This is a genomic window from Bacillus cereus, assembly GCF_002564555.1.
Lineage (GTDB): Bacteria > Bacillota > Bacilli > Bacillales > Bacillaceae_G > Bacillus_A > Bacillus_A cereus_K.
Map to the genome: position 1 here is coordinate 230,160 of NZ_NUVD01000015.1, position 14,547 is coordinate 244,706.

Here is a 14,547-nt window from a genome sequence, read left to right on the forward strand (position 1 = left end):
CTTTTACTTCGTAAACTGTTCTTCTTCTGTAGATCCTTTTAAAGCTGTCGTTGATGAAGTACCGCCTGTAATAACTTGTGCTACTTCATCAAAGTAACCTGTTCCTACTTCGCGTTGATGACGCGTTGCAGAGTAACCATGTTTTTCGGCTGCGAATTCAGCTTGTTGTAGTTCAGAGTACGCTGCCATGCCGCGCTCTTTATAGTCGCGTGCTAATTCAAACATACCGTAGTTTAATGAGTGGAACCCAGCAAGCGTTACGAATTGGAACTTATAACCGTAAGATGCGATTTCTTTTTGGAACGTCGCAATCGTTTTTTCATCTAATTTTTGTTTCCAGTTAAATGAAGGTGAACAGTTGTAAGCGAGTAATTTCCCTGGATATTTTTTATGAATTGCATCTGCAAAGCGCTTCGCATCTTCTAAATTCGGTTCAGATGTTTCACACCAAACGAGGTCCGCATACGGTGCATACGCTAAACCACGCGCAATTGCTTGATCAAGTCCTGCTTTCGTGCGGTAAAATCCTTCTGGTGTTCTTTCTCCTGTAATAAACGCTTTATCAACAGGATCAATATCGCTCGTAATTAAATCTGCTGCATCCGCATCTGTTCTTGCGACGATAATTGTCGGTACCCCCATTACATCCGCAGCAAGGCGTGCAGAAATTAAATTACGTACCGCTGTTTGCGTCGGTAGTAATACTTTTCCGCCTAAATGGCCGCATTTTTTCTCTGAAGATAATTGATCTTCAAAGTGCACACCTGATGCACCTGCTTCAATCATACCTTTCATAAGTTCGAATACGTTTAATTGTCCGCCAAATCCAGCTTCTGCATCTGCTACAATCGGTACGAAGTAATCTGTATCACTGCTTCCTTCCATATGCTGAATTTGGTCAGCACGTTGAAGCGTTTGGTTAATTCGTTTTACTACAGCCGGTACGCTGTTTGCTGGATATAAGCTTTGGTCTGGATACATATGCCCAGAAAGATTTGCATCTGCCGCTACTTGCCAACCGCTTAAATAAATTGCTTTTAACCCAGCTTTCACTTGTTGCATCGCTTGGTTTCCTGTTAATGCGCCAAGTGCGTTAATATAATCTTCCGTATGAAGCGACTTCCAAAGCTTCTCAGCTCCTCGGCGCGCTAATGTATGTTCAATATCAATTGATCCGCGTAGGCGAATTACATCTTCTGCCGAATACGGACGCGTTATTCCTTTCCATCGCGTATCTAATTCCCAGCTCTCTTGTAATGTATCAATTCTTTCGTTTTTCATATGTTCCATCCCCTTTTCACTTTATAAAATTTCATAACCCGGTAATGTTAAAAACGGTACGAACTCATCGTTCCGAACGAGATTTGTAAACAATGTTGTCGCCTCTTGGAATCTCCCTTTCTTAAAGGCTTCCTTACCAATCTCGCTTTCTATTTTCGCTAATTCTTCTTCTTTCCATTCTTCCATTAATTCAAATGTAATATTGCGGCCATCCTTTAACTTTCCACCTTCATGACGAATCCATTGCCATACTTGTGCTCTTGAGATTTCCGCTGTTGCCGCATCTTCCATTAAGTTATAAATTGGCGCTGCTCCCCGTCCGCTTAGCCAAGATGCAATATATTGAATACCTACGCTAATATTCAGGCGAAGTCCCTCTTCTGTAATCGTTCCCACTGGCACTTCTAATAAATCTTTTTCTTTTACACGTACTTCTTCACGTTTTCTAAAAATTTGATTCGGTGTTTTCATAATGTGATTAAATACTTCCATCGCGACCGGTACAAGGCCCGGGTGGGCAACCCAAGTCCCATCATGACCGTCTAAAGCCTCGCGCTCCTTATCAGCACGCACTTTTTCAAAAGCAGCTTCATTTGCTTCTGGATTATTTTTAATCGGAATTTGTGCTGCCATCCCCCCAATTGCTGGTGCATTACGACGATGACACGTTTGAATGACTTTCAAAGAATACGCGCGCATAAACGGCGCCGTCATCGTGACTTGCGCTCTATCTGGAAGTAGAAATTCATTATGGCTACGAAAACTCTTTAAGAAGCTAAAAATATAATCCCATCTTCCGCAGTTTAAACCAGCAGAATGATCTTTTAGCTCATACAAAATTTCATCCATTTCAAACGAAGCATGAATCGTTTCCAGTAGCACAGTTGCTTTAATTGTTCCGTTTGGAATACCGATGTATGTTTGAGCAAATACGAATACATCATTCCATAATCTCGCTTCTAAATGACTTTCCATTTTCGGTAAGTAAAAGTATGGACCACTTCCTTTTTCTAAAAGCGCCTTCGCATTATGGAAAAAATACAAACCAAAATCCACTAAGCTGCCGGACATATTCTTTCCGTCAACTTGCATATGTTTTTCTTCTAAATGCCATCCTCTTGGACGCACAATGAGTACTGCTGTTTTATCATTTAATCTATATTCTTTTCCGTTATCATTTTTATATGAAATCGTTCCCTTCACTGCATCTCGTAAGTTCAGTTGGCCTTCAATCGCATTTTCCCAAGTTGGTGAATTAGAATCTTCAAAATCCGCCATAAAAAGATGCGCTCCTGAATTTAAAGCATTAATGACCATCTTTCTATCTACGGGTCCAGTAATCTCTACACGACGATCCTCTAAATCTTTCGGAAGCTTGGCGATTGTCCAATCACCTTCACGTATGTGTTTTGTTTCATCCAAAAACTTCGGAAAATCGCCTGCATCAATTTTCTTTTGCTTCTCTACACGTTTTTGTAAAAGTTCTATGCGGCGCTCATTAAAATTCTCATGCAATTCCTTTAGAAAACTAAGCGCCTCAGGTGTCAATATTTCGTTGTACGCTGGTGATATTTCTCCGACGAGTGTAACCCGTGAAGTTTGCGTCGACATATTAGCATCCCCTTTTAAACTGTTTTATAACAGATTTAATTTTATGTTTTATATTATATAACAAATCTTCAGAAAAGGAAGTTTTTTTTGAAAATTCATTTCGTTTTTTTGAAAATGCCCTTATTTCACGCTTTATTTCAAACGAAAAAAAGGCCACTGTTGTATAACAATGACCTTTTTGTAGTATCTTCCAAAATTAAAAATGAAATTATATCGAACACAACTTTACATTTCAGAGGTAACACTCCTCTTCACCGATAACTCCTTTTCTCTTCCCTTACGAAAAGTCAGTGCCATTCCTACAAAAATAAGGACAATCCCTGCGACTTGCATACTAGTCGGTCTAAATCCAGTAAAGACTGTATCTAATAGTATCGCAACACCCGGATCCAAAAATACTAATACAGAAATGAGTCTCGTCGGTAAATCTCTTAAACTGTCAAAAAATAAGTAATAGACAAACCCAGTATGTATAAGTCCTGTTGCTGTTATCATCATCCAGTTCGTCTGTGTTAAACCTTGAAACTGGCCGAAATCTACAAATGGTAACAATAAAAATATGCCTAAAAACGTTTGGACAAATGTCATCGCATATGCACTCGTATGCTTGATTCCTTTTCCTAGTAACGTGGTAAAAGCATAAAATACAGCCGCAAGAAGTGCCCATACCATTCCAGATGACATGAGTTTCTCAAGCGACACACTTCCATCTACTCCAGCTACTAAAACTGTGCCGATGAAACAAATGACGATCGACATAACTGCAAATACTGTTAACCTCTCTTTAAATACAATACTCCCAATCATTAATACGATAATTGGAGCGAGATGATAGACAGAAATCGCAATTGTAATTGACATAACTTCAAATGCTTTAAATAGAAATACCCAGTTAAAAACAAGAAATACACCGCACGCTAATATTTGCACAATCTCTTTTTTATTCCATTTTTCACTTTTATATTGTCCTGTTACGAACCAACATAAGGTTAAAAATATTGTGGCACAAATACAACGAACAAATACTAATTCAAAAGACGGTAAACCTGTTTGGACAGAAAAGAATCCAATCGATCCGAAAATAGACATCGAAAGAATCATTTTGATAGCCGGCATTGATTTTGAATGAAACAAAATATTAACCTCCTGAACATTTCACTGAATATTCTATATATTATACACTATAATTTTCCAAAACTCGAATACGCACAATAAAAAGAAGCAGTACACTACTGCTTCTTCTCTTTTTCATATTGTTCAAACGTATGAATTCTTTCAAAAATTGGTGGGTGAGTGTATAAGAAAAATTTCACTAACGCAGGTGGATTCACTTGGCTTAAGCTTGTTTTTGATAAATATTGAAAAGTTTTCACGCCTGATTTCCCGTCCTTCGTCATATCTAAAGCATATTGATCTGCCGCTCGTTCTTCTATACGTGAAACGTAATTTGTTGCTGGTTGTGATGCAAAAGATAGTACAGAGGAAATTAAGAAAAATAAAGGTAAAATTGAGAAACATGCCATTTTTGAAATTTGCAGTGTATCTCCCCATTTTCGAATACACATATTTAAAATCCGACTGATTACATACATACCTATAAACGATAACAAGATATAACTCGCAACGCCCCAATATATATGTTTCATAACGTAATGTCCCATTTCATGGGCCATTATAAATAAAATCTCTTTATCTTTTAATTGCTTAAGCGTTGTATCCCACATTACAATACGCGAGTTAAGGCCAACTCCTGTTACATATGCATTTAACGAATTCGTTTTTTCCGACATATTTACTTCATATACGTGTTTAGCAGGAATATCAGCTTTGTCTGCCATCGCTAAAATTTTCGTTTCTAACTCTTTATTTTTCAGCGTTGAGAAGTCGTTGTAAAGCGGATCAATAATAACAGGTTGCACAAACGTTAAGAAAATCGTAAACGGAACAGAGAGTGCCCATCCTGCTAGCCACCATCTCTTCGGGAATTTACGGATGAGCCATAACAAAACCGTAACAATAAGCAACATAGTCGCATAATTCACCCAAAAATCAATGACATGATCTTTTATCCAGCTCTGTGTACTTTGCGTTGAAATACCGTAATCAACGGACACTTTACGACCGATCCATTGCATCGGTAAGGCAAGAACTGTTGTAAGTAATGATAAATAAAAGAAATAAATCGCAACTTGTAAAACACTTATTTTCGTCGTTTCCTTCGACCATTTCTCAAACTTTCTTGAAACACCAAGCACGAGTACAAATAATAAAATAATCCATTCAAGAGGCGTCGCCAAAAAGTACAGTAAATTTTTCACGCGCGAATAATCTTGGCTTAGCACAAGCTCCCTCGCATTCATAAAAGTCGCTGGATCTGCACTCGTTCCTTTATACATGTCCGGAATGAGTTCATGATTCCATCCAAATAAATACCAATATATAAGTAACGCAAATCCAACGTACAAAAAAAGCGACCATCCAATAACTTTCCTCACGCTATTCCCTCCTCTATGCTGCCTGTCTATTATTATTGTAAGTTCGTACATGCTAAATTAGAACAAGCTAATTACATAAAAAAACTCTTCTACACAAGAAGAGTTTCACCTACCTTTATACACTCTATTCGGTTAGAAACATACCTGCAAACCTACTAAAACAAGTACTCTTTTAGATAAAACAAAGAGCCTCCTTAAGGTAGTACATCCACTAACAAATTAAAATCTTGTAAAGAAAAAGAACTATATTTCATAATACCTTGTACAGCTAATAATAAAATAAGACCGGTCACACACATATAGTTAACACTTTCTTTACTCTTTTTTTCCGCAACTATTCCACCACTTATACATAAAACCCCTAATAAATGGAGCGCTAAATACATAAAAAAGTAAGCTTCCTCCCAGCGAAGAATAACATTTACTGTTGTGATTAACACTATGCTAAATAAAATCAAATAAAAAAATTTATGTGATGATATTGTTTCATTCATATAATTTTATTCATTCCTTTCAAACGTCTTCTTCATTCATTTATCCCCCACTACATCTGAAAAGCTCTTTGTCTGCTCTGCATATATAACTGGCACTTCTTTACTCCAATATTTGCGATTAACAAATAAAAAGATGAGTACTAAGTTTAATCCTATTATAAAAATCATAAGTCCTGGAAAAAACGTCGTATAGTTTGAGAAATCTGCAAAACTCATGATGTTTTCTCTACTGACTAGAAAAGACGCACTGATTACAAATGCATTGTTTAACATATGGATTGCAATTGGCATGAGTAGGCTTTTCGTACGAATATATACAATTGATAATACGATGCTAAATAAGGCGGCACCGAGAAAATCGACGTGTAACATTGCAAATAAAAGTGATACTATAATCATCGCTATACTCGTTCCCCATTTTGCAGCAAAGCGCTGCAGTAAAAATCCGCGAAAAACAAATTCACCAATAATTGGTGCGATAAATACAACCATAATAAACTGATATACATATCCCCCGGTACTATCTACAATCGGTTCACGTAGTGCATTCATAATAAAATCTGGTGTAATCCATGCAAAGCTGTACATGTACAAAATAAGATACCCGTAACTGAACATGCACAATATAATCGTAATGTATAAAACTTGCACCAGGCTAAAGGTTTCACTTTTATTCACAAATACTGAAAATGAAACACGGTGCTTTCTATACTCATAAAAAATCCATGCGACTGGAAGGATGTAAAATATAAGTATATTTATAAAAGAAGAATTTTGTATATGAAATGTACTTTCTAGCAACTTTTCACTACTTCTCGCTACTACAATTAATAGTGCAAATACAATTAAAAAATATCTAGCTCGCATCATTTGAAACGGATTCACACTCTTCCCCTCCCCTATGTTACTTTTATCATATCATTTGATTCTTAATTTTTTGTGAAAGAAAACCTTAAATTTCCCTTAAAAATTCCATATGTTACAAAAAAAATGATATGATATTCGAGGAAATTAGGAGGGATTCTATGTATCAAGCAAATATATTACTCGTTGATGATGAAACAGCAATTTTACAACTACTCACTACCATTCTTGAGAAAGAAGGGTTTTCTCATATTACAACTGCAACATCAGCTGAATTAGCTTTATCTCTCATCGATCAAAATGATTACGATTTAATTATTTTAGATGTAATGCTTCCTGGACAATCTGGTTTCGATATTTGTCCGATTATTCGCCAAAAAACAGATTGCCCTATCTTCTTCCTAACAGCAAAAACATCTGATTTAGATAAAATATCTGGTTTTTCATACGGCGCAGATGATTATATTACGAAGCCATTCAATCCACTAGAAGTAGTAGCTCGTATGAAAGCGCAACTTCGAAGACATATAAAGCAAGGAGTATCACACGAATCTAAAGCACACTCCATTTCATTTGAAAGATTTGAAATTGATCAACATTCCGCAGAACTTACAGTAAATGGACACGTTGTCGAATGTTCCGCCCAACTCTTTCAACTACTACTCTTCTTTTGCGAGAATCCGAATTACGTATTTTCGAAAGAAGAAATATATGAAAAAGTTTGGGGAGCGCCTGCCTATAATGGAGATGACAATACCGTTATGGTTCACATTCGAAAACTACGTGAAAAAATCGAACAAGACCCAAGTAAGCCAGAATACATAAAAACAGTTCGTGGACTTGGCTATAAGTTCGTTACAAAGTAGGTTGAAAATATGAATTTTAATAAGAGACTTATAATCCAGTTTATCCTACAACACGTTTTTGTCTTAGTTACGTTACTTATCGCAGTAGTTGCTTCTTTTTCTTATTTAATTTTTCTTCTTAATAGTACTCTATATGAACCTAATATTTCTGATTATGATACCTTTACAATCTCCCAATATATTTCTTCTGAAGACAATAACATTACTTTAAAATCTGAGGTAAAAGATTTAATAACAAAAAAGAGTGATTGGCTTCAAATTGTAGATGAAGATGGAAAGGTTCTTTACAGCTTTAATACACCTAGCGATGTTCCGACCTCTTACACAAAGACATCCTTGCTTACATATTTACAAAATGGTAGCAACAATCTTTATAAATTTAACTATTGGGAAATTGAATTAGAAAAGAAACCGGCTCTCGTTATTTACGGTGCCAAACTAAAAAGTAATGCATTACTAAAAACGATACAACAAGAACATCCTTCTTTATCATTAAATGAATTTGCTTTAACTGAACAAGAAAAACAATTACTTTCTAAAGAAAAAGCAACACTGCAAATGTTTAATAACAGTGGCGAAGAAGTTTTTTCCTATCCAACTGAGAAGAAAAAAACATTTTCGGCTATACAAACGGCTCTTAATGAAAAAGAACCGTGGAATTACAAAGAAAATATATCTAGTTTTTACGATTCAAATAGCGGTCATCTCGTCGTTGTATCCGCTCCAAACGCTCATTATTATCCAGATGATGAATTAGATGATATATTTACTCAGAAACTTCTAATCGGATGCAGTTTAATCCTCCTTATTGTGTTTGTTTATTTAGTGATTCTTTCAATTTGGTATGGAAATAAGTTTGGAAAGCCTTTATTACACACGATGCGCTGGCTTAAAAACATAGCTGGAGGAACATATGAAGAACCTGTTAGTAAAAAAGGCAAACCTGTTCGGTTCCGGCAATCCGGTAAAGAAAAATGGTCGTTCCGCATATTTAAAGATGTTACAAACTCACTAGAGCACCTTTCTATTACTTTGAAAAAGAACGATGCAATGAGAAAAGTACTGCAACAAACACGTGAAGAGTGGATTACCGGCCTGACCCATGATTTAAAAACACCGCTTAGCTCTATATACGGCTATGCATTACTACTAGAATCGAAACAATATAATTGGACTGATCAAGATATTCAACAATTTGGCTATGTGATGAAAGAAAAATCTATATATATGACTACATTAATTGATGACTTAAGCTTAACGTATCAATTAAAAAATGATACTCTTCCTGCGCAACACGTAAATGTTGAAATTAATCAGTTCGTCCAAAAAGTATTATTACAATTTATTAATAACCCGACGCTACAAAATCAAAACATTGAATTTGTACCAAGTTCAAACAAAATCCAATATTTTATTGAAGAAAAATGGTTCCAGCGCATTATCGAAAACTTACTCGCAAACGCTGTAAAACATAATAATGAAACGACAAATGTAATCGTAAAACTTTCACAAAACGCTAATTCCTTTACACTCTCTATTTCAGATGATGGCAAAGGAATGGATGAAAAAACGAAAGGCCTTTTATTTGAACGATATTACCGAGGAACAAATACAGAAGAAAGCAACATCGGTACTGGACTCGGTCTCGCCATTACAAAGCAGCTCGTTCATGCTCATAACGGGAAAATCTCTGTTGATAGTGAACTTGGAAAAGGAACGACGATTATTCTTGTGTTTCCGTTGTAAACGTCAAATCACTCCAAAATGTACGAATGCAATTCATTTTGGAGTGATTTTTTTATGTGGGGAAATTGCGATGGTACATGAAATTATATTAACCGCAACTCGCAGTATATCGACCTAACTATAAAATACGACGCTGGCACACTATTAATAAGAAAGACCGCCCTAAAATCTTGTAGGACGGTCTCTTTTTCTATTATTTCTTCTTCACCGGTATCCAAAGCTCTACTTGAGCAAACTCACTCTTATCTTCGTGACAACGCTCATCGTATAATTCGAACTCTGTAACGCCGCAATGTTCATACCCTGAATGCGGGAACCATTCTGAGAATACTGCATTCCACGTTTGATGAATAGACGATACCATTTCTTCATGAGGAACTTTCGGCGTTGTAAATACAGCGTATGTCGCTGCCGGGAAAGTACGCTTTGCAACCTCATTCGGTACATTTTCAAAGTCTGTAACTTCCATTCCAATAATATAAGTGAAGTCCCCTGTTTCTAAATTAAAATCTGTACATAATCCAAGCTCTACCCATTGACTCGTATCTTTACGATTCGGAATCGTTGTTCCAAGATCTTTTTGTAAATATTCTTGCCAAAATACTGGAATGTCTTGATGGTTTTTCCCTTCTTTACTTGTCGTCTTCAGTTCATAACCCGCCACTAAAAATTCTGGTTTATTTACAATACGATATTCCATTTGTATGCCTCCTAAATACGGATTTAATTTTCTTTGCTTTACATTCACGCTGTAATACATCGGTGTTTCTATTTCTTGTTTTCGATATTCACTTGGTGTCATTTGAAATAATTTTTTAAAGGCTCTCGTGAACGTTTCGTGAGATTGAAAGCCATGCTCAAACGCGATATCAATAACTTTTTCATCCGTATGAGAAAGTTGATAAGCTGCCCGGGCTAACCTCCTCTTTCGAACATACTCCATTACTGTATCACCTACTAACGCCTGAAATACACGATGAAAATGCGACTCAGAAAAACCTGCAATTCGCGCTAAATTACGCAGCGTTTGTTTTTCCATTACATCTTCCTCAATATAATCAATTGACCTTTGAATTTGTGTTTCATAGCTTTCCATCTCTGTTCACCCGCCTTATATATATTATGATAAAAGAGAACGCAAACCAATTCTTGACGTTTTTTACTATAATTTCATAAAAAATTGTAACTTTTTTATATGTATTTCGTTGTTATGTATGAAGGGAGGGAAATTAGTGAAACGCAAACAATCATTAGAAGACATTTATTCAGATCATATCCATGATTTATTTCGCTATCTTCTCTCCCTAACCGGAGATTCTCACTGTGCGGAAGATCTCATGCAGGAAACCTTTTATCGCATGCTCGTCCATATTGATTATTACAAAGGCGAAGAAATTAGGCCGTGGTTATTTACGATTGCCTACAACGCCTTTATTGATTGGTATCGTAAAGAAAAGAAATATAAAACAACTACAGTGGAAGAATTCCATTTACCAAACGTGCCCAGTACAGAACATGAATATTTCGTAAAACATGAGATTGCTAGTTGGTTAGAGAGTTTATCTTCTCTTCCGCTCCAAAGACGAAATGTATTACTACTACGAGATTACTACGGATTCTCCTATAAGGAAATAGCAGAAATGACCGGTCTCTCATTAGCAAAAGTGAAAATTGAATTACACCGCGGACGGAAAGAAGCGAGAAACGTAGAGGAGTGATATAGATGGGTTGTGCAGCATTTAATAAACTATGGGAAAAATACGAAAAAGGAACACTCACACGTGATGAACAAGAAGAATTAGAAAGTCATATAGAAACTTGTGAGGAATGTGAAGTGTATTTGGATGAATTGCTTACGAAGAGTGAGCCGATCAAGAAAAAACTACCACCACAAAATCTTAATGTCCCGTTTTGGAAAATAAAATGGAAACAGCGTTGGCAAACCGTTAGTTTTGTTCTTGCTGTTTGTATCGCAATCTATTTTGTCGGTCATTTTTCATCTTCTTTTTACTTCTATAATATGAAAAAGTTAGTCGAAGTAGATGAGATTCCATCACTCGCACTAGAAGCAACAATGCCAAATAGTCGTTCCACTGGAGGCAGCACAAAGATTAAACCTTTTTTCCGTACAGAAAATGAAATAGATTTATATAAAACGGTCGGCAAAAAAGAAATTCCAATCGGTACAGTAACAACGCGTAGTTTCTTATCATCTGTAACTGTCTCAAATCCATCCTGGGAAAATAAACCCTATTCAAAAAAACTTTCCTTTGTTCATCCGAAAATAAAGCAAGAGGACCATTTAAAGGAAGTATCAAAAAAGGTATGGGGTACTCTTGGGAAGGTAGACGATGGAACTGTTGCAGAAGTAGCGATATCTTTCGATAAAGCTTACACTTTACAAGAAATAGAATCAATTCTATATAGCGTATTTGAAGCACAAGAAATGCCGCCAACCCCTGTATGGTACGCTTTAGACACAGGACAAGAAAGAATAAATGAAGAAGATTTCCTCCTACATGGCGGAGAGGTTATCGGATTTCGAGAGCATATAAATCTCCCTGATAATGAAGTAAAACGACCAAAGACAAAAGAAGATGAAGTAATCGAAATGATGCGCATTCTTTCTGAACATAAAGAAACTGTAAGTAAAACTACTCGGACTCATGAAAAAGAGCTAAACTTAGATAAGCGTTATGATTATGTAAAAGATAATGGCGTAAAAGTATACGGCATTGTCATTACTGGGCCGTCAAAAGAATTATTAAAACTACAAAACTCCCCGCACGTACGTTATGCGACTCTTGGGGATATTGAGGTTTGGAATTGGTTTGATTATTAATAAAAAGAAGTAGCGCATTAGAAACGATGCGCTACTTCTTTTTTAATCCGAAATCACTTTCACATACGTCCCTCTCACCGCTTTTTCATAAGCAATTTCACTCATCTGCTTTATTCTTTCTGACACAACAGATGATGGAACAACTGCCCCGGCGCGAAGTAACGGCGGATCAATAAGGCGTACTTTATTTTTCTGATACAAATCATAATCGTTTCTATCTTCTTTTACTTCTACATTTGGATGAACTTTTCCTAATAAAGCTTCCACTTCTGGATCGTTACATAACTGTAATTTCGAAATTAATTCCTCGTCTTCAAGAAGAAAATCATCTGCATGAATAACCTTTTTATGAAGAGCCAACTTTAACGTTTTGGCTAACATATCATTTCCGTAAATATTCATTGGCTTCATAAAGAAATCGATTACCTCTTTGTAATACGTTTCTGTAAACCATTCTGCCACTTCGATCGTTTGCAGAACCATTTTCCCATCTGCTTCGATGACATCCGCTAAAAAGCTTTGCACCTCTTCGAAAGAAATATATCCGTATGTATACATATCTCGTAACGTATAATCCACTCGGTCTGCACATAATTCTGGTGCGGACCTTTCCAGTAACGTCCACTGCGAATCATCTAACAAAATATCTTCATAGTTATAACCATACTTCGCAAGAATCGCTGGAATTTCTGAGCTTTTCACAACAGAGCTAAATATTTCTTCATGATAACTTTCATTTTCGTTATCAAAAACATAATCAATTACATGAGAAAAAGCAGTATGCGATACGTCATGCAGTAAACCTGCAATTTGTTCTTCCACTGAACCACCAAGTTTTTTAATTAACAACATAACACCAACTGAATGATCAAAGCGCGTTACATTCCAGTTCTCGTTCATTAAGTAACTCGCTCCGTTTTGATGAATGCCTTTCAATCTTTGCACTGGCTTACTTAACATTAATTCTTCTAACACTTGGTCCACTTCAAATTCCCCGTATAGTACATCTGATATAACCACTTCAATTCCCCCTTTATTTAAAGCAGAGTCTTCTAATCGTACCTCTTTTATACAGTTAACACCAACCGAAATATGTATTGTTATCGAAAAAATAGAGAGCCATCAGCTCTCTATTCCATAACCCTATTCAAACGTAACCTCCACCTGCAAGATCTCTGACCTACTCCCAAGTCTAAGCGGCGGTCCCCAAAATCCGAAACCAGAAGAAACAATGGCGTGGAATGCACCTTTTTGTACATATCCCCAGTCTAATTCATACATTCTTCTCGTCACAATATGATTCGGCGCCATTTGGCCACGGTGCGTGTGACCGGATAATAATAAATCTACACCAGTATCCGCTGCTTGTTTCAATTCAAACGGCTGGTGATCCATTGCGATAACTGGCATCGATTTATCTACTGTACTCATAAGTTTCTCAAAGCTTTGGCGATCTCGCTCTGTTTTATCTCTTCTTCCAACGAGATAAAAATGATCTTCAATTGTGATTACTTCATCTAAAAGAATACGAATATCAATCTTATCCATCTCTTGTAAAAATTCTGGAACAGCTCTGCCATAATATTCGTGGTTTCCTAACACACCATATACGCCTAATGGAGCTTTCATTTGTTTCATAATTGGCCCCATGTTTTTTTGAATGAACACTCCTGGGTGGTCATCAATAATATCACCTGGTAACAAAATAATATCAGGCTCCATTTCATTCACATGACGAACAAGTCTTTTCAAATGCGAAACACCAGACAGTTTACCGAAATGCATATCTGAAGCCATCGCGATGCGTAAACTTTTACGCCCTTCTACTTTTTTCGGTATGTGCACTTCGTATGTTCTTACTACCGGGCTATACGCATTAAATACGCCATACGCAAAAATAAAGATAAATGCAAGTAATACGGCCGCCCCTGTCCAAATAATTGCGGTTTCTTTCTCCACTGAAAACTGTAAAAGGAAGACCGTAATATCTGCAAGCGGCAACAGCATAAGCGCATATTGTATTACCGCAAACCAAACGGAACCAATCGTTCGTAGAAATGGAAGGAACTTAAATACTTGCACGAGAATGTACGCATATGAAATAAAACCAACTACAAAAGCGTAATATCCCCAAGACTCCCAGCCAAATACGGTACTAAGCCAAACCCAGCCGTTCCAGCCAATGTAAAACATGAGTAGTGTGTATATAATTAGTATGGTAAATATATTGAGATAACGAAGATTCTTCACTGCCAGCCTCCTTAATAATTTCTTCTATTATAACTTGTTATGCACGTTTAACGTAAATATTAAGCACCTCAATCTTCACAATAAAAACCTCTAACTGC

13 protein-coding genes are annotated in these 14,547 nt (G+C 36.5%); 4 read left to right on the forward strand and 9 right to left on the reverse strand.

Features of this window, described 5'->3' with window-relative positions; all coding sequences use genetic code 11:
• Positions 1-3 precede the first annotated feature (3 nt).
• The 6 genes from aceA to COI75_RS08280 all read right to left on the reverse strand — a co-directional run bounded on the left by aceA (position 4) and on the right by COI75_RS08280 (position 6,766).
• Entirely contained in the window at positions 4-1,281 is a 1,278-nt protein-coding gene (gene aceA, locus COI75_RS08255) for an isocitrate lyase (protein ID WP_000787338.1), read from the reverse strand.
• Between the two features lie 21 nt (positions 1,282-1,302).
• A complete protein-coding gene (aceB, locus tag COI75_RS08260; protein ID WP_000107318.1) occupies positions 1,303-2,892 on the reverse strand; it encodes a malate synthase A in 1,590 nt (529 codons plus the stop codon).
• A gap of 225 nt (positions 2,893-3,117) precedes the next feature.
• Complete coding sequence (locus COI75_RS08265) at positions 3,118-4,026, reverse strand: DMT family transporter (RefSeq protein ID WP_000469100.1); 909 nt, start codon at positions 4,024-4,026, stop codon at positions 3,118-3,120.
• 95 nt (positions 4,027-4,121) lie between these two features.
• Positions 4,122-5,387 carry a M48 family metallopeptidase gene (locus COI75_RS08270; RefSeq protein ID WP_141535087.1) on the reverse strand — a complete coding sequence of 422 codons (1,266 nt, stop codon included), beginning with the start codon at positions 5,385-5,387 and terminating at the stop codon, positions 4,122-4,124.
• 194 nt (positions 5,388-5,581) lie between these two features.
• On the reverse strand, positions 5,582-5,881 hold the full coding sequence (locus COI75_RS08275) for a hypothetical protein (RefSeq protein ID WP_001006043.1): 300 nt from the start codon (positions 5,879-5,881) through the stop codon (positions 5,582-5,584).
• A gap of 36 nt (positions 5,882-5,917) precedes the next feature.
• The gene (locus COI75_RS08280; RefSeq protein WP_001067946.1) at positions 5,918-6,766 is read right to left on the reverse strand and encodes a CPBP family intramembrane glutamic endopeptidase; all 849 of its coding nucleotides are present in this window, start codon (positions 6,764-6,766) and stop codon (positions 5,918-5,920) included.
• Between the two features lie 140 nt (positions 6,767-6,906).
• Between COI75_RS08280 and COI75_RS08285 the strand changes: the two genes are divergently transcribed.
• Complete coding sequence (locus COI75_RS08285; protein ID WP_098448290.1) at positions 6,907-7,611, forward strand: response regulator transcription factor; 705 nt, start codon at positions 6,907-6,909, stop codon at positions 7,609-7,611.
• 9 nt (positions 7,612-7,620) lie between these two features.
• Entirely contained in the window at positions 7,621-9,357 is a 1,737-nt protein-coding gene (locus COI75_RS08290) for an ATP-binding response regulator (protein ID WP_098448291.1), read from the forward strand.
• Between the two features lie 193 nt (positions 9,358-9,550).
• Here COI75_RS08290 and COI75_RS08295 read toward each other — a convergent pair whose 3' ends face one another.
• Entirely contained in the window at positions 9,551-10,453 is a 903-nt protein-coding gene (locus COI75_RS08295) for an AraC family transcriptional regulator (protein ID WP_000446848.1), read from the reverse strand.
• 118 nt (positions 10,454-10,571) lie between these two features.
• Between COI75_RS08295 and COI75_RS08300 the strand changes: the two genes are divergently transcribed.
• Both COI75_RS08300 and COI75_RS08305 read left to right on the forward strand, forming a co-directional pair.
• Positions 10,572-11,075 carry an RNA polymerase sigma factor gene (locus COI75_RS08300; RefSeq protein ID WP_141535088.1) on the forward strand — a complete coding sequence of 168 codons (504 nt, stop codon included), beginning with the start codon at positions 10,572-10,574 and terminating at the stop codon, positions 11,073-11,075.
• 5 nt (positions 11,076-11,080) lie between these two features.
• Entirely contained in the window at positions 11,081-12,199 is a 1,119-nt protein-coding gene (locus COI75_RS08305) for an anti-sigma factor (protein ID WP_098448293.1), read from the forward strand.
• A gap of 42 nt (positions 12,200-12,241) precedes the next feature.
• On the opposite strand, the gene COI75_RS08310 is transcribed toward COI75_RS08305, so the two are convergent.
• Positions 12,242-13,219, reverse strand: coding sequence for an HD domain-containing protein (locus COI75_RS08310; RefSeq protein WP_098448294.1), 978 nt, complete (start codon positions 13,217-13,219; stop codon positions 12,242-12,244).
• 123 nt (positions 13,220-13,342) lie between these two features.
• The gene (locus COI75_RS08315; RefSeq protein ID WP_098448295.1) at positions 13,343-14,449 is read right to left on the reverse strand and encodes a metallophosphoesterase; all 1,107 of its coding nucleotides are present in this window, start codon (positions 14,447-14,449) and stop codon (positions 13,343-13,345) included.
• Positions 14,450-14,547: the final 98 nt, after the last annotated feature.